14 protein-coding genes and 1 pseudogene are annotated in these 22,757 nt (G+C 57.3%); 5 read left to right on the top strand and 10 right to left on the bottom strand.

Annotation, left to right across the window (positions count from 1 at the left end):
• Positions 1 to 393 precede the first annotated feature (393 nt).
• Positions 394 to 1,401 (top strand): cytochrome-c peroxidase, encoded by a 1,008-nt coding sequence (locus HCN50_RS29020; protein WP_235977286.1) that lies wholly within the window; start codon positions 394 to 396, stop codon positions 1,399 to 1,401.
• 785 nt (positions 1,402 to 2,186) lie between these two features.
• Here the strand turns inward: HCN50_RS29020 and HCN50_RS29015 are convergent.
• Entirely contained in the window at positions 2,187 to 2,921 is a 735-nt protein-coding gene (locus tag HCN50_RS29015; RefSeq protein ID WP_171713274.1) for an outer membrane protein, read from the bottom strand.
• A 428-nt stretch (positions 2,922 to 3,349) separates the two neighbouring features.
• Between HCN50_RS29015 and HCN50_RS29010 the strand changes: the two genes are divergently transcribed.
• The 3 genes from HCN50_RS29010 (at position 3,350) to HCN50_RS29000 (ending at position 5,474) form a co-directional block, all read left to right on the top strand.
• Positions 3,350 to 3,565, top strand: coding sequence for a hypothetical protein (locus tag HCN50_RS29010; RefSeq protein ID WP_171713273.1), 216 nt, complete (start codon positions 3,350 to 3,352; stop codon positions 3,563 to 3,565).
• Positions 3,566 to 3,868: 303 nt separating this feature from the next.
• Positions 3,869 to 4,204: a helix-turn-helix transcriptional regulator gene (locus tag HCN50_RS29005; RefSeq protein ID WP_311968240.1), complete on the top strand. Its 336-nt coding sequence runs from the start codon at positions 3,869 to 3,871 to the stop codon at positions 4,202 to 4,204.
• The gene (locus HCN50_RS29000; protein ID WP_171713271.1) at positions 4,194 to 5,474 is read left to right on the top strand and encodes a type II toxin-antitoxin system HipA family toxin; all 1,281 of its coding nucleotides are present in this window, start codon (positions 4,194 to 4,196) and stop codon (positions 5,472 to 5,474) included. The genes HCN50_RS29005 and HCN50_RS29000 overlap by 11 nt, the downstream gene beginning before the upstream one ends.
• 1,212 nt (positions 5,475 to 6,686) lie before the next feature.
• On the opposite strand, the gene HCN50_RS28995 is transcribed toward HCN50_RS29000, so the two are convergent.
• From HCN50_RS28995 to istA, 3 genes and pseudogenes are all read right to left on the bottom strand, one after another.
• Positions 6,687 to 7,520 (bottom strand): hypothetical protein, encoded by an 834-nt coding sequence (locus HCN50_RS28995; RefSeq protein ID WP_171713270.1) that lies wholly within the window; start codon positions 7,518 to 7,520, stop codon positions 6,687 to 6,689.
• On the bottom strand, positions 7,445 to 8,140 hold the full coding sequence (locus HCN50_RS28990; RefSeq protein ID WP_171713269.1) for a hypothetical protein: 696 nt from the start codon (positions 8,138 to 8,140) through the stop codon (positions 7,445 to 7,447). Before HCN50_RS28990 ends, HCN50_RS28995 begins: the two co-directional genes overlap by 76 nt.
• A gap of 560 nt (positions 8,141 to 8,700) precedes the next feature.
• Positions 8,701 to 9,427 (bottom strand): annotated as a pseudogene (istA, locus tag HCN50_RS28985) (IS21 family transposase); the annotation flags it as partial.
• 3,084 nt (positions 9,428 to 12,511) lie between these two features.
• Between istA and HCN50_RS28975 the strand changes: the two are divergent.
• On the top strand, positions 12,512 to 12,790 hold the full coding sequence (locus tag HCN50_RS28975; protein WP_171713268.1) for a DNA -binding domain-containing protein: 279 nt from the start codon (positions 12,512 to 12,514) through the stop codon (positions 12,788 to 12,790).
• A 2,060-nt stretch (positions 12,791 to 14,850) separates the two neighbouring features.
• Here the strand turns inward: HCN50_RS28975 and HCN50_RS28970 are convergent.
• From HCN50_RS28970 to HCN50_RS28945, 6 genes are all read right to left on the bottom strand, one after another.
• On the bottom strand, positions 14,851 to 15,276 hold the full coding sequence (locus HCN50_RS28970; RefSeq protein WP_171713267.1) for a hypothetical protein: 426 nt from the start codon (positions 15,274 to 15,276) through the stop codon (positions 14,851 to 14,853).
• Between the two features lie 198 nt (positions 15,277 to 15,474).
• Positions 15,475 to 16,506, bottom strand: coding sequence for an LLM class flavin-dependent oxidoreductase (locus HCN50_RS28965; RefSeq protein ID WP_171713266.1), 1,032 nt, complete (start codon positions 16,504 to 16,506; stop codon positions 15,475 to 15,477).
• 279 nt (positions 16,507 to 16,785) lie between these two features.
• A complete protein-coding gene (gene hisC, locus HCN50_RS28960) occupies positions 16,786 to 17,904 on the bottom strand; it encodes a histidinol-phosphate transaminase (RefSeq protein WP_171713265.1) in 1,119 nt (372 codons plus the stop codon).
• 621 nt (positions 17,905 to 18,525) lie between these two features.
• The gene (locus HCN50_RS28955; RefSeq protein WP_171713264.1) at positions 18,526 to 19,632 is read right to left on the bottom strand and encodes a branched-chain amino acid ABC transporter substrate-binding protein; all 1,107 of its coding nucleotides are present in this window, start codon (positions 19,630 to 19,632) and stop codon (positions 18,526 to 18,528) included.
• 1,075 nt (positions 19,633 to 20,707) lie between these two features.
• A complete protein-coding gene (locus HCN50_RS28950; RefSeq protein ID WP_171713263.1) occupies positions 20,708 to 21,415 on the bottom strand; it encodes a MerR family transcriptional regulator in 708 nt (235 codons plus the stop codon).
• 145 nt (positions 21,416 to 21,560) lie between these two features.
• Entirely contained in the window at positions 21,561 to 21,773 is a 213-nt protein-coding gene (locus HCN50_RS28945) for a hypothetical protein (RefSeq protein ID WP_235977276.1), read from the bottom strand.
• Positions 21,774 to 22,757 lie beyond the last annotated feature (984 nt).

The following is a 22,757-nucleotide window of genomic DNA, read 5'->3' as shown; positions in this document are numbered from 1 at the left end:
TCTCCATGGCATGACGATCCAATCTCGTTGAGCATAGCAGCGAGCTGGATGACGCATCGATATAATGACAAAAGGGCCTGCGCCATCGCCCACGAATGGGCCGCCGCTGGTTCGTGGCTGTCGCATTTCTGGCACGGCACGGCTTCTGTCAGGTTCAAGACGCCTAACATTATCCGCTGGGCGCAATTGCTTTGAAGGTTAAATCAGCAGCTTAGCTTTTGCCGAGCGCCACTGGCACGGCGGTTGCTAGTAGATGCAGCCATCACGGGCAAGCGTGAGTGCGTAACATAAACAGGGACGATGCCGTCCTGTTTGGTGCCGATGAGAGGTATTGTGAAAAAGTTAGGGTGGGAGCTTCACCTTGTACGCAAGCTATCCGTTGCGGCCGTTGCAATGTTGGCCTCATCACAGGCTAGCTCCGAAGATGATTGGATGAGAGCTGCTAGGCAGATTTTCAAACCGATCCCCTCGATCATGCCTGCTGTGAAGGACAATCCGGTCACCCACGAAAAGATCGAACTCGGCAAGATGCTGTTCTTCGATCCGCGGCTGTCGGCCAGCGGGATCATCAGCTGCAATAGCTGCCATAATCTTGGTACCGGCGGTGTCGATGCCGGTCCGACCTCGGTGGGGCACGGCTGGCAGCAGGGTCCACGTCGGGCGCCAACTGTTTATAACGCGGTATTCAATCTGGCGCAGTTCTGGGATGGACGTGCCGCAGACCTCAAGGCGCAAGCTAAGGGGCCCGTGCAGGCGCGTGTCGAAATGAACGCGACCCCAGATCATGTGCTCGATACGTTGAATTCGATGAATGACTATGTGGTCATGTTCAAGAAGGCGTTCCCGAACGAGGCGTCGCCGGTGACCTTTGACAACTTCGCGAAGGCGATCGAGGCCTTTGAAGCGACTCTGATTACACCCGCTGCTCCTTTCGATCAGTACCTTGAAGGCGATACGACTGCTCTCAATGATCAGCAGAAGGAAGGATTGAAGCTCTTCATGGAGACGGGGTGCTCCTCTTGTCACAACGGAATCAACGTCGGTGGACAGGGTTACTTCTCGTTCGGCGTGATCGAAAGGCCGAGCGCAAAACTGCTTCCGGCCTCCGACAAGGGCCGATACGCGGTCACTAAGGCGGCCAGCGATGAGTACGTTTTCCGCGCCGCGCCGTTGCGCAATGTCGCGTTGCGGGCTCCATACTTCCATTCAGGCCAGGTTTGGAGCCTTAAGGAAGCGGTTGGTGTGATGGGTGAAACTCAGCTCGGCATCGAGCTTAGCGATAAGGAAAAGAACGATATTGTTGCGTTTCTGAACTCGCTGACTGGTCAGCTGCCTAACATTGAGTATCCGAAATTGCCCACACGTAACGAGGCAACGCCGCGACCCTCTTTAGGCAGATAGCATGGTTCTTCCACCGCAGTGGACATTGCGCGTTCTTTGAATGAAGGAACAAGGCGCAGGCATTCGGGTGTCTGCGACGCATAAAGTCGCAAAGGCGGAGCAGGATGGGAGCGGGGACACGAAAGCAAGTGCCCTACCAGCTGCCGATAAAAGCGCAGCTATGACAAAGCGTCTGCTAGCACCAAGTCCAAAAGGCTATGAAGACTGACGACAGGGCTGTTGACGTAGGCAAACAGTGGCTCGGTTTGGGCCTGAATCGTCCAGAGACACAAGCGGGTTCCTCTTGCCGTGTCTCCGCGCGTTGAACCCGAGGTCGAGGACCAATGACAGTTGAACGAGCGTTCTGCGCAATCGGCGGCCGCAGAATACGCACGCGTCGAGCACAAGCGGCACCATGCTCTTAGCAATGGATCGTGTGAGCGGCTGAAGCCGATCCGGCGCTCCCAAACGTGAGATTCGTAAGCTGAACCTTGCGGACCTCAGAATGGAAAAGTAGGCGTGGGTCGAATATCCGCGGAAGCATGGGAGGCGCTCTTGGACCGACTGTCCGGCCGTCTGCGTGCTCATCCCCTGATCATGCATCACCATTGTGCCGGGCCGTGTCAGGTTCGCGATGCCCTTTAGCCGTTCGAAGTTGGTGGTGATCACCTTGAAAAATACTCAACCCATACGGCTTGCAGGCAGAATCCTTGCGTATAACCGGAAAATACAGAACGCGGTTAGTGACCGAAAACAAGCCCCGGCCTGAGGGCCGGGGCTTTCGCTTTGCCGCTTGAACGCAGTGATCAGTACTTGAGAACCGGCGGGCTAAACTTGTAATTGAGCCGCAAGGTCAGGAGATCGAAATCCTGGCGGATGCGATCGGTCGCGACCACCGTCGGCTGACCGCCATTATCGGGACCGCGAGGGGGCCCACCAGCGGCCGTGGCGAAGCTCACGTTGGCATCCGGCATGAACAGGTGGTTGTACTCGACGCCGACCGACCAGTTCGGCGCAAATCCGACCTCCACACCAGCGCCGACCGCTGCGCCCAAACGCGTATTGTCGATGCTCGCCACCTGCGCGCCGGTCAGGGTTGAGGTGACCTGATAGGCGTTGCTCATGACCGCAGCACCGCCCTTGGCGTAAAGCAGAACGTTATTGGAGGTGTAGCCGATCAGGCCGGTGATCAGGCCGAACGCGTCGGTCGTGCTGCGATTGGTATTGAGCGGGAAGGTAGTGCTGACATTGGAGCCGCTGAAATCAGCCCAGTTGCCCTGACCTTCGATACCAAACACCGCCTGGCCCATCTGCTGGCGATAGCCGATCTGGCCACCCACAGTGCCACCTGTTGCGTCGCTAAAGCCCCAACCGCCGTTAATACCGATGTACAAACCGCTCCAGTCGTAGATCGCGGCCGCGACCTGCGGCGGTGGCGGCGGCGCCTTATAGACAGGCTGCGCAGCGAGATCCGCGCCGAATGCGGGTGCAACCGCGCCAAGCGCTAGGATGCTGCAAGTCACAAGCAACAAGTTCTTCATTTCCAGTTTCTTCCTTTAGATGGCCCCCAGGCCGCGCGCGTCTTAGCAACGTCATCTGAGATTGCTGTAACGGCAGCGCAACACTAACTCAAAAGAGACAGCTTGAAGCTCACGCTGCGTTAGGTTGTAGGCTTGGAAATCATGATCAAATGTGCGCAGTGCAGAAATTGATCGCGCGTGGGAGAGATGCGCGTCAATGGCAACGTTGGAGGAAAGGCTGTAATCGAAGCTCGCTAATAAGGACGCGCGCGTGGGGCGAGAGCAGCGATGAACAGTATCGGATCGTCTGGCTGAGTGTTGCTCCCACTCTATGACCAGAACGGCGCATCCGCTCGGAGCATCGTTTGATCAACGGCAGAGGCAACGTTGGACATCGATTTCATTCACGCACGCCTCTTCAGCTATGCGGAATGGCAGCGGAACGGCTCTTGCGCTCGGCGCTGAAATCCTTCGCGGAAGACGACGCCGTACCCGTGCTTAATGCCTTGACCGAGATCGAAGGATTTTTGAGTGACGCCTATCGCAATGTTCATGGGAAGGGCGCACGGATCAAGAAGCTGCTGGAATTTGCGGTCGCCTCAGCTGAGGCAAAGGCGGGGCACCCGGGGCGCTCTTGTTCCCAGCCGCCCTCGCTCATTATTTGAGATCGCACACCATCGCTGACTTCGATGCCGCGGCTCGGACGGGCAATGCCAGTTCGCGCCCTGGGGGCGGACACGGCGCCGCCGTGCCTGCAACTTAAACGATGGTGCGAGCGCTTAGGCCCTGCTTACGCTCGATCAAGAGCGCGCCCGTCGTGAGGCAGGAGGGCTCCCCAGTCGAGTGGGTTATAAATAGATCACCAAGCCCTGAAATGATCTATTTATGGATCGTTAATTTGACATCGGTTCCAGGTAGCCTTATAAATGGATCATAAGCTTGCTTTATGACCTATGTATGGAGCAGATGTGCCCAAGACCAACCGTCCTGTCTCACCCTATGCTGCGGATTCCGCGATCCGGTTGGGGCAGCTCATCCGCCGGGGGCGCATTGACCGCCACATGACGGTTGCTGCCTTGGCGGAACGGGCAGGGGTCTCGCGTGGCCTCATACAACGCATCGAGGCAGGCGATACCGGCTGCGCCATTGGTGCCGTGTTCGAGGCCGCGGCAATTGTCGGCGTGCGCCTGTTCGATGCCGGCCCGGCGACGATGTCGCGCGAGGTCGAATCCAACCGCGAAGTAATGGCCTTACTTCCCAAGGCAATCCGCAGCCAGCGAACCGAGCCCAATGATGACTTCTGAGCAAAAACATACCCAAGCCTATGTCTGGGTTTGGTTGCCGGACAGCACGCAACCTGTCGTCGCGGGTCTCCTGTCCGCGAGCGGCAAGCAACTCGTCTACAATTACGGGCAGAGCTATCTGCGCCGGAACAATGCCATCTCGCTTTATGAGCCGGAATTGCCGCTCCGCAGCGGCGTCCTTCCGCTCCTGAACGGGCTCAACATGCCCAACTGCATTCGCGACGCGGCACCCGACGCGTGGGGCCGCCGCATCATCATCAATCGCAAATTCGGCTCAGGCGGAAAAGATGTTGATCCCGGCAGCCTTGACGAACTGACCTATCTCCTGGAGTCCGGATCGGACCGTATCGGCGCGCTCGACTTTCAAGCGTCTGCGTTGAACTATGTACCGCGCGAGGGCGCGGAAGTGTCGCTTGATGAACTCCTGAATGCGGCAACGCTGGTTGAAAAAGGTGTGCCGCTGACGGCCGAACTCGACCGTGCGCTTCTCCACGGGAGCTCCATCGGTGGCGCGCGGCCAAAAGCCATGATCACGTCCGGCAACAAGAAATTCGTGGCGAAGTTCTCGTCCCAGAACGACCTCTTCGGCATGGTGAAAGCCGAATTCGTCGCCATGCGCCTTGCGTCCATCATCGGTCTCTCCGCCGCACCCGTGGCCCTCAAACGCGCCGCTGGAAAGGATGTGCTGCTTATCGAGCGCTTCGACCATGAAAAAGCCCAGGAAGGGTGGCGCCGCAAGTCAATGGTCTCGGCGCTCACGCTGCTCGAGCTTGACGAAATGATGGCCCGCTACGCGAGCTACGAGCAGCTTGCGACCGTCATTCGTCACCGCTTCACGTCGCCCAAAGAGACCTTGAAGGAACTCTTTGGCAGGCTCGTGTTCAACATCCTGTCCGGCAACACTGACGACCACGCCCGCAACCACGCCGCGTTCTGGAATGGTGCGGAGCTTACGCTTACGCCCGCCTATGACATCTGTCCGCAGAATCGGACGGGCGGGGAGGCATCGCAGGCCATGTTGATCATGGGACAGGAGCGTGCGAGCCAAATCGCGCTCTGCCTGAAAGCCGCGCCCTTGTTCCTGCTTAATGAGGGGGAAGCGATCCTTATCGCGACCGCGCAAATTAAGACCATCAAGGAACGTTGGGCGCAGGTGTGCGACGAGGCCGCGCTCAGCGAGGTCGACCGGAATTTCCTGTGGCGCCGCCAGTTCTTCAATCCCTATGCGTTCATCGACGCGCCCGAAGCTATCACGCGCCTCGTCGGTTAACTGGGCGCCCCGCGTATCTGATAAGGTGCGGCCCATGTCGTGGTAATCCCGCTGGCGCCTTTCTCTTCCCGCGAAGCCAAGAAGAACGAATTCCCCGACGCGCTCGCGCTGCTCTCCACACGAAGCCTGGGCGGCACGCAATGCGAGGCTACTGCTGGTCGTCAGCCCCGATCGCGATTGGCAGGACTATGCCGGCCAATCTGAGCTGCTGATAGTGGTCTGCGATGTCGCGGCGGCCCCAGATTACTTCAATGGAGATGCGGCATTCGTCGTCGCGCGTTGCATGGCGCTGCTCGCCCCCGGGGAGGAATCCGAACTCAAGATTGATATCGAAGCTGCGATCAAATCCTTTGGAGACGTTCGATCCGGAAATCGACGGCTATTCCACGCTCGATTTCGAGATAGAAAACCTAGATTCTGCGCTCCAGTGGGGGAGTGGGGATGCTGTCGTTCGGCCGAAGATCGCCAAGGCTGACAAAGAGGTGTCGTATTCGTTTTGACGTTGACTACGATGGTCCATTTTCTCCGCAACGTTCCGATATTCGGTTCATGATGGCGTCGATATGGACGCAGTCGAACTGGGTACCGACACGAAGGAGAGCGAGCAGAAGATCGCATTGCAGGCGGTAATTTCGATGGACCGACGCACCGAAGAGGAGCCTCGCGTACCAATCTAATAATTGGCCAACGCGAGCTGCAGGCGCGGATCCATGCCGGATGACACGTCGAACTTGAGCAATTTCAACTCGGAAAACTGATGTTCTGTCGTCCTCGAAAAGGTGAGTCTTTGCGCGGTAAGCCAACTGCTCAGGGTCGGCAGCAACGAGGGCAGGGCGTTAGCGGGACGATCGATGTTACCGGCGCAATTCGCTAGGTCTGCGGACCGGCGACTACGGCAGCGACGCTGCCGCGGTCGTCTCAACCAATCCCTTGTTTGGTCCTCTTGCCAAATACGAAGCTTCTGACGGTCCGCGCAAAGAAGATAACCGAAGCACCGAACGATCGGCTCGACGCCATGCTGGCGCGATTGCAGCTTCCCGCATCCGCGACCAGCTTGACAGCCTGCTCGACGAGAGGGCGCGCCGGGCCTGCTTTCACGAGCCCTTCATCAGCAAAGCTGACCACCTCGCTCCCAGGCTTGGGTTATGTAACGCACGGGGCCGCCAAGTTCTCCCCCGGAGAAGGACTGCAGGCTATGCCAGGCAAAACTGGTCAAATTGTCCTGCGGAGAAAAATCTCGTGCTCCAGGCCTGGCGGCCCAATAGTGGCCGTGTAGTTCACGCCCCGGAGAGTTAGAGTTTTCTCTGGCTCAAGCACACTTGGCAGCACGTTGTGTAAGCGCATGCCTTCTTTGAGGTCTTCCGGCGCCCACTGGTCCCCGTGTTGCCAGCCCGGGGGTGCATAAAACGACAAGGGTATCAGCGGACCCGCTTCATTAGGCACGGGTTCATCATTCAGCAATCGCCGATGCTCACTTGGAGGCAATTGAACTGGATCGAACGTGAAGTGCTCTGGATCGACATTGAAGAATGGCGCCATGGCGGGTTCATCATCTAGCAACTGCCGAAACTCAGCTGGAGGGAATTGCACTGCATCGAAGGTGAGGTGCTCTGGATCGATCAGCGCCAACGGCCCGGGCTCGGCACCGCGCTGTTGCTGAAGCTCCTCACGAAGCTGCTCTTCCAATTCCCGAAGCTCCCCTGGATCGACCGAGACCGTCACCTGAGCGTGCTCATCATCCAGCAGTCGCCGAACTTGTGCTGAAGGGCCGTCGATGAGCTGCTCATTCCGAAAATCTATGATGTCGGGCGAACTCTGAGGCTGCCGTGAGCTCGGGCGCACTTGCTGTTCGAAACGCGTGGGTTCATCATCCAGCAATCGCTGAAGCTCACCTGGAGAGAATTGAACTGAATCGAGCGTGAAGTGCTCTGGATCGACATTAAAGAATGGCGCCCCGGCGGGTTCCTCATCTAGCACCTGCCGAAGTTCAGCTGGAGGGAATTGCACTGGATCGAAAATGAAGTGATCTGGATCGACCAGCGCCAACGGCCCGGGCTCAGCATGGCGCTGTGGCTGAAGCTCCTCATGCAGCCGCTCTTCCGGTCTGCGAAGCTCCCCTGGATCGACCGAGACCTTAAATGAGGGGGCTCGTCATCCAGCAGTCGCCGACGTTTTGGTGGAGGGCCGCCCATAAGCTGCTCATTTCCGAAATTTTTGATTTTTGGCCGACCCCGAGGCTTCCGTGAGCTCGCTGCTTCTGCAGATGCATCGGGATCACGAAACTTACTAAGGTATCTCAACGCTGCAGGTAAATACGTGCCGCGATTGTGTCCGGCCTTTCTTTCAGCCTCCAGCTCTTTGGTATTGAGGCCAACCATCGATAGACCCTTAGCTCCGAGACTGTCCGCGAAGCTGGCAAGATTGTTGGCGTACCGGCCTCCGGATGCCAAGTCCACCTCCCCCTTCACAAAGGCGGCACGAATTGCATTCTCGATCAAACGCCGATCCTCATCAGACAGATGGCGATACTCCGCACGGAGATCATCGGAGAGGAACGGGCGCACTCCTTGTTCGAAAGACACCATCTGCTCGGGTTGTCCCGTCTGCTCATCCTGCACGATTGGCTGCGACACCTGCGAACAAGCTGTTATGTTGGATTTGTCCACACTCACCTCCTCAGATCACCCGAAAAATTCACAACTATCAGGGCCAGCTTTCAAGAAGCTGACGAGCCACACCACCTCCCAAGCCGTTCGACGAGCATGAAAAACACCATCATGGCCATTCGTGTCATTGGCTGACAGATCTTGACGGCACCAGTGGCCTGGGGACCCAGTCCAGCGACTGGAAGCAGCGCGGACGCGACTCAGCGGCGTTTGTTGCGTAATCGACGCTGTCCCTACGGCGCCCGCGCTGCAATTGAAGTTAGCAGCGACGTGACGCTGCGCTTTCTCCGTCCTGGTCAAGCGCTATTCTAGCACGCGCCGCTAACTTCAACGGTCTTGTATTCGGGCTGGCTGTCCGAAAGCTGACGAACCTGCCGCAATTTCAAACGAGAAGCGGCCCATGTGGCCGCTTGCCGTCTAGGCCGAGAACGAGGGCAACTCCTAGGCCGCCGCGCTCGGCTATCAGCTTTGCCAAGCTCGCCTGCTTCGCTCACCATAGGCGGCAGCGGCACACTTGCGATGGGCCGGATGGTCGCTCAGCGATCGTCCAGCCCGAACCAGCCGACCTGGTTCTGTCCCTTCTTCCAGCCCGGGCCGGCGTGCAGGCATCCGGCTCGACCAGCTAATGGCTACACATCTGCAGCAAGCGGCGATTGTAGCAGCGATCTTTGCTGCCAAAGATCGCCTCCACCGCGGCCTTCATATTGCCGTAGATGCCGCGACTGCAGGTGCCCTTGAACGGGCGAACGCCTGGTCATGGGCGTCGAACACCGTCTCCCGCGTCTCCCGCGGAGAAGCCCGCACGAACAGCATGCGGCTATGACAGAGCCGGAGATGGGCGGCCTTCACCATCACCGTCGTGCCGTTCAGCAAGGCCACCTCGTGACACCAGTCGAGTTGGCACGCTTCGACGGCGCAAAGCTCAGCGGAGGCGCAGCGGTTGATCGCCCGCGCTCCTTGCTCCACCACCGGGCGTAACGCCGCACGGCATCGTAACCGCCGTCGTAGCCACGCCCGCGCAGCTCCTCGAAGATCGGATCAAGGTCAGCTGTTCACGAGCCGGTTTGGCCGCATTCACCGCAGGCACCGTCAAGCTCTCCTGCCCATTATCCCAGCTTTGGCCGCGGCTGCACTTGCCGCTCGTACTAGAAGGAGCTCTCTCCCGACCTCAATACCTGGCGGACCGTGTTCCGCGACACCTTCAGGTCACGTGGCGATCTCCTTGATCGTCTTGCCCTTGATGAAGTGCTCGCGCCGTATCCGCGCAATCGTCTCCACGACCAGCATCCCGACCACGTGCTTTCATTCATAAGCAGGCAGCAAGAGATCAGTCTAAAGGGAGGCAATTTTGGACACTGATCCCCCGGCTTAGGGGGCAATATTGCAGGCCGAATGACACCGACGAATCAAAGAATTGGCTGAACGGGGGCTTTGACGCAAGCCGGACTCGCGAAGATCGGGAAAAACCCAACCCTCCTTAGACAAGCCGCCGAAAGGATCGCGTATCGCGAGTTCGCGCGTTCAGAGGCGCAGCGGGAAATGCTGGAGCCCGGAGGTGACACGGTCACGGAGCCGTGGATCAAAGGGTGGGGCGGCTTCGAAATCTTCGCGCGATCCCGCGAGGCCCGTGGATGCTCTCCTCACGATAATTCATAAAATGCATAAGCCGAGGGAAAGAGTACGCGAGGCCGGCGGCCTTTGGAGCCATAATAGTAACATGACAAGTCAAAATTCAGCGCGACCATCGCAAGCCGCAGAGCGGCAGCTAAGGCTGAAGCAGTGACTTTGTCACGTTCTAGTCCATGAGACTGGAACCGGGCAGATGGTTTCTGTATTCCAGCTCAATCTTTTGCCAGGTCTGCGTCCCAACACGGGCGCGAAACTGCGGTAGCCGAAATCGAGAAGGCAAAACGTATTGGCATTCGACCACCCATCCGAACGGAAGCTCCTTAACCTTCTTCAGTCGATGCATCTCGGGGCCATTCATGGCCGAATCGAAGTGACTGCCCAAGGCGCATGAAAACATCAAACATCGTCATTCCATCGGCTCCGCTGATACCGAGCCGGATAGGGCCAAGTGATTGCCGCAAGCGCACCGCGTCGGCGCGTCCTCGTCGAGTGCTGTGCTCCCTATGATGAAGTCCTCAGATCATGGCGCCGCTCAACATCGAACCCGCACAGACATTATAATGGGCCCGCCGCGTAGGAGAGCCCGCTCGTCATAGACTCGGCCGTGATCTGTTCGAAATTCGCATGGAGCGGGTAGGCCTTGACTAGCGCTTTCGCGCGCCGCGTCTCACCAAGTGCGGTGACGAACGTCTCCCCGTAACGGTCGGTTAGGCGCTGCCCAAAGGACCGCGAATCTGCGTCACCGCATATTCGCCCCAACACGCCTTGATGATCTCCCACCGGTATTGCGCATGTGCATTCGGGTGCTTGCTCTGCAGGAGGCAGGCTCGGAAGGCCGCATTGAAGCGTTCTGTCACTTCGACATGGCGCATTCATTAGCCAGGGTGTGGAATGCTTGCTCGTAGAACTCGTTCTCGTCTTCGAGCAGAAGCAGGACGCCGCATTCAAGAGCATGTGGCTCTTAACTGTGCCGTCGCGCATGACGGCCGGGTCATGGCGACGCCCATACGATGCCTTCCGACGGGGTGAGCTTGTGTTTGGTCTCGTAGCCGCGGTTGAGCTGAAGGAGCGCTTGCGCGTAGTCGAGGCGATGGTGATGCCGTCAAGCGCGGCCGAAGTCGATATAGCGGCTGAAAGTGTGTACATACGTCGTGGCTAGGTTGGCAAATGCGCGCGCATGTTCCTCGGGGTCGAACCCGCGAAGGCTCATCGAAATATTCGGGCGCGGTCGGCCGCGGCATTTCACCCGCCGCGCTAGGCTGGGTCTCCGTGGGCGTGGAATCTGTCATCGGCAGCCATCGTAGGCGAATGACCCCGATTTGTGCTTTAACTGACCGCACCAAGCTATTGTTTTTACACAAAATTGGCCATTTGGTCATAGAATCAAGTTGTGATCTTATCTTTCTTGATGAAGAGTCATTGTATCCTGATTTCATAAATCAAAATCAGGTCATAGGCTGATGAAAGGTCGAAGAAATCGGTTTGGAAGATGAGAAATGACGTCAAGACGCTCGCCCGCAGCGGTTGGATGAACGACTAGACTGGCTCAAACCAGCCGAGCGGTTCGCATGCCGCCAAAAGGTTGGATCCGGGCCATAGGCGAGGCCTTGGGAATGACCGCGTGCAATTCGCCGGCCGGCTCCAATCCGCCCACTAAGCGTCGAGGCGCTCGAGCGCTTGGAGGCAACCGGCGCAATTCAGCTCAAAACGCTGCGCCGCGCCGGCCAAGGCGCTCGACTACAGGCTCGTCTGTGCCCTCGTAGCGAACAGCTTTCTGCAGCATGCCGTGCGCGCGCGCAAAATCGCCATGCGGGACCTTGGCCGTGTCGCTCACATCATGAAGCTGGAAGCCCAGGCGACCAGCGATGCCAATCTTGAAGCGCGCATCGAGGCATATATCCCGACCAGATCAAGGAGCGCGACCTATGGAACGAGCCGTGAGCGATCTCTAAGAGCCCGACGATGCCACGCCGCTCGCGCCGGGAGAACGCGATGCGCTGTTGCAGACCTGGATCACTGATCGCGACGATCTCAATGAGGCGGAGCAGGAAAACATCGTCGAGGGCGCGACCGGGGCCGGCAGGCGGCAGGGTAACCCGCCGATCTGCTGAATGAGGATTTCGCAAAGACGCTCGGCCATCCGTCGCGCATGGAGGTCATCGAGGCCGTAGCGAACTTTTTCCGGCGCTGAGCCCTTGCGCCCGCATCCGCGGTATCATCTCGAACCAAACCAAACGGGACCATGGATTGCCGTCTTCAACATCATTGCCGAGATGCTCAAGGGCGCATCGTCGACATCGCGCAGTGGACGCCGTTTTCCGAACTGCATGTCATCTTCGAGGTCTGCGGCCGCGCGGACGAACTGATTGAGCAAGTGTTCGGCGATTTCCAGATCGAGGAAGACGGACGGCCGATCCCCGTCGGTTGCAGCCTCGCTCCATGCTCCTGATGAAGGCGCGATCGACGCCCATACGTTCTGCAACGGCTTCCTGACTTAGCCTAGGGCCAAGCGAAGGGTCTGCTCCAACGACCTTGCGAATGTCCATCCGCAGGATAGGAAGCAATCGCGTATATTGGCGCTACGTGGTATATTAAGCGGGAAAGTCGACAAGCGACGTACGCAGCTCGTCCGATAGCTACTCGTTCTAAGTAATATTATGCTCGACCTGATAACAATGTGGCGGTTATGTGCATATACCTACGAACAAGCACTAAAATCGATCAATGGAGTTGATAGCACTCATGCAGACCCCGCTACTCGATCCTGATGTCGCCGACTCAGCTCCGGTTGATCCGGTGCTCACGAGCTACGATGAACGGCATCTGGTCACGTATTTGCGGCTTCTCGATGCCGAGGCCCACGGCGCCGACTGGAAGAAGGTTGCTCGGATCGTTTTGCATATCGATCCGGATCGCGAACCGTCGCGCGCTCGCAGTGCATTTGATAGTCACTTGGCGCGAGCAAAATGGATGGCAGACCACCGTTACCGCGATTTGCTACGTGGCCGTGTGACCAAATAGCAAAAATCTGTCGATTATAACTCGCAATTGGGAATGGATTTGCCCACTGAGACGTGATCGCCTTCACGCATCACGGAATGCAGAATTACTGACTTCCCGCGCAACCCAAGGCTTCATAGACATTCGCCGGAAACGCCCTGCGGCAGGGGATCAAAGCAATGTCCGAGTTCGACTGGCCGCTTCGCCGGGTGCTTATCAGCACGCCATCAAGTCAGGAGGAGGTGGCGGATTTCGCCCCGGGGCGGTCCGGCGAAGTCCCAACTATCGAAATGCTTACCCGGAGCTCTCCCACGATGCCGCGTCATGACGCGCCCGCTTGCGGGATGATCCGCATCCTGAACTCCAGCGTCAGGTCGCAAATATTAGGGATCAGCGTCAATTACCACGCGAGCGCACGCGAAGCGCTCCTCGGCGAGGGCAAGAGACTCAGTACCTTAAACGGCCGCAGGGATACTCATCGATGGTGCGCCTCATGCTTCGCGATATAGTCGAGAATTCGCGCCCTCGCCAAAAGAAGATCCTCATCGAGCATTGCGTGCATCGCGCCTCGAACGGATGGGGAAATCGAGTTCTCAGTATATGTGCCAAAGCTCTGACATACACGATCGATTCTCTCGATCGAGGCGCCTGCCGTGATCAGTCGCTGCTCAGACAAGTTGATCCTCCTTCTCGTCGTCAGTAGGGGTTGGGATTGGCATTCCTGCGTTCTTTGGCGAGCCGAACGGGATCGTGTGAACGTTTGTTCAGCACTCGAACATCATCGCGGCGCGCTTCGACGTAACGCCGGATCCTGTTGCAATTATCGATGGGAGATGTCTACTTGAGAAGCCGCAGATCTCCTTGATGATTGCGCAGTATTGCTTAATCTGATGGCTTGCCGACCGACCGGTAAGCGCTCTTCGGCACCGGCGATGAGCAGATGCTATGAGGCGGGGCTCGTCTTCTTCGCGCTTTTGCGCCTTGACGCGCTTTACCACGTCGGGAACAGATTTCGCCGAGCAGGTGGCGTCCATTCCGTTCTCGCTTGAAGTAGCGGTCGATGACGAGCTTGATTAAGCCCGGATTTGCTGTCTCTTGCGATGCCCGCAGAGTCTCCCGACGAAACGTCGCCATTTGTATCGTGCATTAGGTTCAAATCCGTGGTTGGGATGCAAATGCGGAAGAGTGCCGCGTCTAAAACATTCAAACGATGAGTTTCGCGAGGCGCGACGCGCGATTTGATCTTGTGCCAAAACGCTGCAATGTATGTAAGAGCTGCCGATGCTGAGCGCTGTGGCAATAGAGGCGCCATCGTCAGTGGTACAGCCGCGTCCACATGAGCTTGCAAATTTCCCGCTCTGCTCGCGTGAAGTTGCCAACGTTGAAGTGAGTGCGCCGATACACAGCAGCGCGTTCCGCTCGCGACCCCATGATGTGGGGTCTCTCGCGCTTGTACATTTCGTCGCGTGCTTGGCTGAGTGCGCCGCGCACGGCATGTCGGAGTTCCCCTTTGTTTCGAGGGAATGTGGTTTCGGTGGGCCGAAAGCTAGTTAGCAGTTGCAGCGCGCGAGCCTTGATCTCGTCGAAATACGGACTAACGCGCACTTACGGTTCTCCTTTTGCGAATGATGCTGCTGCAAATGTTCCTGATAGCCCGGTTGATGGCATCGATATGGCAATCAGACTTCTGTGGATGAAAAGGGCAGCCGTGGTGGCAGCTTGCCCAGCACGCATGCTGCGCGGCGCAGCTTAGGGTTGATCATAGGTCACAAGCAGTTCGTAAAAGTGATTACGGGACCGATGTGTCGAGTTGACCCAAGCCCAGTGGGACAGCATTGATGGATGTCTGGCCGTCCCGCGCCAGCAGTCGCACGCTTGCAGTGTTCGATGCCGATCGTCTAGCCGGCTCGTAGAGTCAGGGACGCAGTTTTCTTCACTGATGTGGAGTCGGAACACCTGAGTGGGTCATGCTTGCGGGTAGCTGGCAAGCGGTGCCGCCCAGGCTCACTGCAAGGTAGTGGAGCGAATTCCGCAACTTGTTGCGCGATATGCCGGATATCGTCAGCGGAGGCTCTAACGACTCAACGCTGTTTCACCAGACTCCACTTCTTGATCACCGCCTCGCTCATCTGCTCGGCGTCGGCACAGGCGATTTCATCGACCTTCACCGAGATCCTCTTGCCGACTAGTGGCTTCAGCTGACTGGCGTGTGCTTCGCTAGTTGTGAGCAGCTGAAACATTACCGGTCCGGTCTCTAGCTTGCACAGCGCGTGCGGCTCGGGCAGCCGGCGCGGCGCGGTGATGATCTGGTAGGTGACCTTTTTGCCGTGCTTGGCATCGCGTATGCGCAAAGCGTAGAGCTCCCCTGACAACACGTCGCCGGTGTTGATCGGCGCGCCGCCATTCAGCCCCGCGTACGCAGGTTCCTCCGCGCCGGCGGCTCCAGGAAAGCTCGCCATCAGAATGAATGCAAGGGCAAAGCCCATGGCGAATCGGTCTTTCGTCATTAGTCAGTCCTCGTAGGTATGGTTAGAAAAACGTGCGGCTGCTGGATCGCGGCAACAGCGCACCTCGTTGACCCATGGACGTCGTGGTGAGCAAACAGGAGCCGCTGATCGTGAGCGCATGCTGCCCGCCGACGGTACGGGAGGGCGCGGAGCGCTGCCACAACGCTTGATCTCTAAAGCCGGACGGGCAAATCATTGTCAGCCAAGTCCAGCCATGACTTCGGATTGAATTGCGGTTGCCGTGCACAGGGAAGCATCTAATGGCAGATTGCCAAATGCGAGTTGACAAAGAAGGTAATTGGCACCCGCCTCTTCCAGGTGATTTAGAAGAATTTGTCGCACAGAAGCTGGCGTTCCGACGACGCACAATTCGCTCTCGATTGCCGCATCGAAGGTCAGCGGAAGGTGTGGTGGTGTAGGGACGGCATTGAGCTCGTAGAGGAACTTAAAGCTCTCGAGCCATTGTGTGTAAGCAGATGCCGCGAGCGAATAGGCGTCTGTCTCCGAACGCGCAATCACGACCATGCGAAGCAATCCAAGAAATGGCATTTGATCGTTAGCCCTGCCGTAGGGCTCTCGATTACCGCGGAAGGCGTCGGTAACTTTGCGCACAGCAGAGGAGGGGCCTACGCACGCGAGATTTGCGCCATTGGCAGCGGCCCAAGCTGCGGACTCGGGTCGATTTGTGGCAATCCATGTCGGCGGCCTTGGACGCTGATAAGTTTTTACCGTCAAAGGAACGTTGTTGAGCTCAAAATGCTGACCTCGATAGGACAGCGTGCCGCCTTTCATAGCGCTGATGAGGATTTCGCTTGCTTCTTCATAACGGCTTGGCGCCGCGTCGGCGCTGATGCCGTAGTAGCCCAATTCAAGCGGAAGAGAGCCGCGTCCGATACCCACCTCAAGCCGCCCACCGCTCAAATGATCGAGCATACAAATCTCTTCAAACGCACGTAGGGGATGATAGAGGTTAAGCAGCATCACCAATGGCCCGATACGAAGTTGCCGTGTGCGCTGTGCGACGCTTGACAGGAACAAATTTGGCGATGGACCTCTCCCATGCGGCGTACAGTGGTGCTCTGCCACGTGATATGCAAAGAAGCCGAGACGGTCGTACGCCTCTGCCAAGACGAGGCGATCTGCGTATTGTCGGGCGATGTCGCGGCCGTCCTCGTCTAAGTGATCGAAGATGCCAAACGTTAGTTTTGAAGAAGAAAAGGAGTCTTTCACTGGATTGTCTCCAATTGTAGGTCAGGACAGGAAGTTCGCTTGTTTTTGGCATCTGAGCGGGTCAAAGACGCCGACATCTCCTATTGTGGCCGCACATTTGTTCTCCTCTGCTTTTGTATTCACCGCTGATCACGAGACGATTGTCCGTCCCTCTTCGACGCCTAAGCATCCGTTGCCAAGGGGACTAGATCCGTTGTTACTGTTCGCCGCTCACTCACAACAGATCTTCGCCATTGGCGGCGTCGTGGTACGTTCGCCTGGGTAACGCAAAACCAGACTTTAGCGCGGCTCAACTGGCGATCTTCCTCGCTTTAAGCTGTCAGAAATGTCACTGACGGCTCCCAGAAACGCATCCATTTGCGCTTTTGTCCCGATGCTCACGCGAATGCAATTTTCAAGACCGTTATCGGGAAGGAAGGCAACAAGTACTCTTTGCCTTTCCAAAGAGGCCTGCCACCATCTTCCGTCGTGTCCCGCAGGCACACGCGCTAGCAAAAAGTTTGCGTGGGAGGGCGTTAGAGAAAATCCAAGTTGCGACAGTGCGGTCGCAACCCGCTGTCTTTCATGCCTGATGTGCATATGGTTCTCTTCATAGACGGCGCGATGCGCAAGAATGCTGATGCCGACCGCATGCCCGATTACATTCATGTTGAAGACGTTCTGGATGTTACGAAGCCGTCCAATAAGCTGCGGGTGGCCGAACCCGAAGCCGACGCGAATGCCAGCGGCGGCATAGCTTTTCGAAAGTGTTCTTAAGAGCAGAAGATTCGGATAGCGGCCGAGGAGCCGCAGGCCATTATCAGGCGCAAAATCGACATAGGCTTCGTCCAACACGACGAGGCGGTCCGATTGTGCCAGGAGGCGTTCGATATCGGCGATAGGGATGAACGTTCCGGTCGGATTGTTCGGATTGGCCAACAGAATGAACTTGGCATCTTTTGCTGGCCCAACGAGCAATTGCTCTATCGGCAACGACTGAGCTTCGTTACATCCGATCTCCAGCAGTTGAGCTCCCTGCAACATAGCAAGTTTGCGATTGAATGAGAAACCCGGCGACAGAATTGCGACGCTGTCGCCCGGGGCAAGAAATGCTCTGTAGATGAGCCCGAGGAGCTCAGATGATCCATTGCCGGCAATCACATGATCGATCGCGACGCCGTAAGTGTTAGCCGCTGCTTCCCTCAGGCTAATGTTGTCATCTTCTGGGTACAGATACTGCCGCTCAAGCGCCGCAATTGCACTTTGCCATACGATTGTTGGCAACGGAAATGGGTTCTCATTCGTGTTTAGTTTGACGTAATTAGCGGCCGGCGCAGGCCGGCCGGACGGCAGAGCATCTAACTGTCTCGCTGCCTGCGAAAGAGAAGAGAGCACATTTTGTAATTTGGCATCGGACATAGGTTTCTCCCGTTGAACCGCCGAGGGCGCTGGCAGTTGTCAGCATGCCGGTCGTAGATGGCCGGACACAGAGTTCGAGTGTTTGTTGGGACAGCGAGGGCAGCCCCCATCCAAAATTCCCTACGGGCAGCTCGAAATGCCCAATTGTTTGGAGCTGGGATGAACCTGTCGCTCCACGCCACCCTGAATAAGCCGAGAGAATAATTGTCGAGCGGATCAGGTGTCGTGCAGCAATCAGGCGCCTCGATCACGGAGTGGCATTGCTGTCATTTCTGCGTTGGCCGCAATATCACTCTGCGTTGGTCCGGGTACCAAATACTAGTCCGCAACGAGTCGTCCTCAAATCGCACAGTGGAAGTGCGGCAAAGAGCTAAACAGAGATTACGCAGCGACATCGGCCGAGCTGTTCCGTTGGGCATAAGCTCATCCGTTGGTGCGTCGATGTCATTGGATAGCTCGACGACCAGTACCGCGAGCGCGAGAAAGGACGCGAGTGCCGCGAGCGCGAGAACCGATCCGAGTAGCACGTCATATCCGGAATTACGTTTCATCATTTCCATTACTTCGCTAGAATATCTAGGGCTGAAGATCTAGGCTTGGGTGCGCTCGCAGCGATGAGTGTTACTCGATCGCTTCGACAATGTTGTTGTTCCACCGGTAGACGACGAAGCCGGGAGCGGCATTGTCTCCCTTGGTATCGAACCGGACCGGCCCGATTACTGTTTGGATTGGCTGCGAACGAAGCGCAGCTGCTACTTGCGGACCATCGAAGGTCCCGGCCCGCTTGACCGCGTCCGCCCACGCTTGAACGGCGGCATAGGCGTAGAGCGTGTAGCCTCCCGCTGACATTTTGGAAGACTTGAGCCTAGCTACGGCGTCCGCCGCTTGAGCATTCTTGGTGGGGTCGGGCATAAAGGTGAACAGTGTGCCGTTTGCTGCTTCGCCAGCGATCGCCGAAAAGTCGCTGGTCATCAACGGATCGTTCCCCATCACAGTGAGACCTGCGCCTGCTTCTGCGGCCTGACGCACAATCAAGCCGATCTCGTTGTAATAGCCGCCGATATAGGCGATCTGGATTCCGTCTCTTTTCATTCTTGAGACCAGGGCGGTGTAGTCCTTCTCGCCGGCCACATAGCTTTGCCGAATGGCCTTTTCGCCTGCTTCCTGAAGGCGCGACGCAACGACATCGGCAATGCCCTTGCCGGCAGTGCTCTTGTCATCAAGGACGGCAATCCTTTTGTGCCGATAGTGTCGCAGGATATATTCGGCTGCCACGACTCCCTGTTGATCATCGCGGCCGCAGATCCGAAACACCGTCTTGAGACCACGCTCTGTTAGCTGAGGATTCGTTGAGCCAGGTGAAATCTGAATGAGTTTCGCTTCAGCGTAAACGTCGGAAGCGGGGATAGAGGAAGACGAACAAAAGTGGCCAACGACCAACTTAGGCTGATCCATCGTCAGCCGGTTGGCAACTGCGACGGCCTGCTTGGGATCGCACGCGTCATCGGCGACGCTCAATATGACCTTGATACCGGGAAGTAGGCCCGAAGCATTTAACGCATCGACAGCCGCAGTAGCACCATCGCGCATTTGTACGCCAAGCGCAGCAGTACTTCCGGTCATCGGGCCGACCACGGCGATATTGACGTCGGCAGCGGGCGCGGTCGAAGCCAAAGCACAAGAGAGGATTGCTGCACCTGCGGCTGAAGTGATTCGAGAAATTGACACTTGGAGCTCCGGATTTTCGCTTGAGTTTGCTATCAGCCTCGCCGTTCCTGCGCATGTGAGGGCGCCGCTTGGTTATGAGATTAACGCCAGCTTTGGATGCCTGAAGGCACCGCATATGCCGCGGCCGGCCGACCCTCCGCAGCTGCCGCGACAGAGCGAACCAACCATTGGTTCGCCGAAGGACGCGGCGATCAGCGGAATTCCATCACGTCCGACGCGCTGCTGACGCTGCAATCGATCTGCAAACGTTTCGCATTTCCATCCCCGCGGCGTCACGTATTTGGTGTCTGCGGGTCCGTCGCCTGCATTCCATACTTTGTAAGGACCGGCGCCTGAGACGTCACATGCGGAACTCGGCCCGAGCTTCCGTTCCTGTCCGGCAAAGGCGACGTGAATACATCCCGCCCTGATCACTAGTCGGTCGTCCTGTTTTCGCTGCAAGTGTGCCGACGGCAGCACCGCATCCGGCGCATAGACCGCCTTGACAATCCGCTCCTTGCGGAAGTGCTCGAGCCTTCTGACCGTCTCGTGACGCGTGAGCCTAGCAGCTAGAGACATACGTAATCCTTAACTTAACTGTTGGAGCAGCAACCGATGAGCCAACGACATGATGTCGAGTCGAAGCCCGACTAGTCGTAACGAACGCTGCGTCAGTATCCAGTACACCCCGCGATCACCCGAACCGGAACGGCTCGCGCCGATCAAGCACTTGCAAGGCCACGATGATCATCCAGTGCGTCGAGAATGCGGGAGCTATCGCCCAGAAACTCTGAACGTACTGCAGGTCCATCCGTCCTCCCGCCTAGGTGGAGTTGTCCCTACGTCGTATTGAGATCCTACAATTTGACGCCACGTAAGATTCAAGCCCCTTCGGGGGCTCGTCTCGATGAATTTGTCAAAGTCACGTCTCGACAAAGGAGCGTCGCTGCAAAACTTAGAGAAGAGCGACAGGGGTCCTCAACCATCTGAGGCAAACCACAACCGGCGCGTCCCTGGCGCCAAAAAGCTCAATTTATTCTCATAGATGGAGAACACAGCAGGGGCGCACGCATTATGCGCGGCAGGTTAGCGCAGTTCATCCGTCCAAGGCGGCAAGTGCGCGGTCGAGATATTGCATTAGGCAGGGATCCCAGCCAGCCATACTGCGTGGCGCGCTCAATCGCGCAAGAACTTTCAGTATGGTTGAAACGGTCGAATCAGCTCCTGCAATTTCTGTGATCAGCAGGCGCGCTCTAAGCGCCACAGCATTTGCCCGTTCGCTGCAGGGATGCTCGCCCCGATCCACACAATCGCGCAGCTCGTCGCGGATCTTCAGCCAACGCTCCTCTCGATCTGAGTCTATGACGCATGTGCATGGGAGCGGCTGAGGGCGTTCTTCCTCGACCCGCGACATTGCATCTAGAGTGGCAGGTAGCTCATCTACACTGACTTGTAATTCACTGTCCGTCGTCATGTTGCGCAAACGATCTCGCAACAGGGTTGCACGCGCGACTTGAAGTTCAATTCTCTCCAAATGCTTGCGCAATAGATCAGTAAGCGACGTTCTGCCCTCAATCGCTCTACGGATCTCGTAAAGCGAGAAGCCAAGCTCACGTAGCGCTCGGATTTGATGTACCCGTTTGAGGCCTTCGCGGTCGTACATGCGGTGACCGCCGTCGGTGCGTTCCGACGCACTTAGTAAGCCCGTGTGCTCATAGTGATGCAGCGTGCGTACCGTTACTCCGGTAGCCTCTGCAAGCTCGCCAATGCGCCATCGACGCCTTCGTGGTGTAGCTTTTGTCATGGTTCTCTAATTTCAAGCCTACAACCTGACGTCGCGTGAGATTCAAGCTATTTCAATGGTCTACCTGAAACCTGCTTCGAGTCAGGCGCAAGCGAAGCGGCTCTTCTGTCGCCAGCAACGTTGCTGCGCTCAGAGAGTCGCCTGATCAAGCAGCAGAAGCAATGGCGCCCATCAAGTTCATCAGGGACGCTAAGTTGGCCTCACCGGCTGCTGCACGTTGCAGAACAAGCGTGGCGATTGCCGTTCGATTTTCAGGAGTTCGCATAGAGGCCGGTAAAGCCGCGACTGCTTCATCAAAAATCCTTCCCAAGACCGAGAGGTCTTCCGGATCGTAGACACCACCGTATTGCTGCAACATTCGGCTCCTTGATTAACGCTAAGGCGGCCGCACGTGGCTAAGACGTTTGGCCAAAAGAAGACAGGCCGCCGGCGTACAGCGACGAAGATGCGGTATACGTTGAAGTGATGCTGTTGCGCAACACAGTCGCGCTTTGCTCCGCCTCAAGGCCGCGCGGGCGACTCGACTAGCTTTTCTCGGAACGTTTGCGAGCACCGAGTGCCCTGTGCAGCCGGATTGGCACGGCGAAGAAGACAATTCCCACAATCGGTAGGCCGCTATTCTAAGTCATGGCTGCAAGAAAGCGCGCAGCCGATGCGAGCATCGGTCGGCAGCCAATGCGGATCCAACAACGATAATCCCAATATGTTGCTCAGCTTGGCACCCGCTTTCTTAATGTATACCAAATGCTGGACACCCAGACGGGCAATGCCTCCGAATAATCGATGCCAGTGCGCTGCGCGCATCTGGGTCGATTAGCTAGTCTTACTGTTCTTCGCAACCCTGCAGGCGAATGTCGAGTTCTGCTGATATCAGCGCGCTTGCGAGTTAGTTGCGCAATTGGATTGCCAGGAGCGCGTACTTGCCGTCGCAGATCAGTCCTGCAACCGCTTCGATTTGCAGATGATGCGCTGCTGGAGGTGGGGAGGGAGTGCGGCCCGAGGACCAGGCGCCCCGCAAAGTCATCAGCTCCGAGGAGAACGAATGTCCAGCGAATGTAGATATCGGAGCTGACTTCGGGCCTGAACTGCCGCCGACAATGTGTAGAAAATGTCGTTGATCGCGTAGGTCGTTTGCATGTCGCGCTCCGTCTCTGCTGGACTGGGTCGCTATCCTCTCGAGCGAGCCAAACCGCTTGCTTGAGAACATTGCCGGTGTGGCAGGTTCAATAGGCATTTGCAATGGGTCACTAATCTTCAACGCCGCAAATTATCGCCATCGAGCTCGACAGAGAATGGCGTCGAGCCGAGAGGAGCCTATGTTAGGCGCGCGCGAGACGGCCGA

The organism is Bradyrhizobium archetypum, assembly GCF_013114835.1.
GTDB classification, from domain to species: domain Bacteria; phylum Pseudomonadota; class Alphaproteobacteria; order Rhizobiales; family Xanthobacteraceae; genus Bradyrhizobium; species Bradyrhizobium archetypum.
The sequence above is the reverse complement of the archived record's forward strand: the minus strand, read 5'-3'. Positions and strand labels throughout refer to the sequence as shown.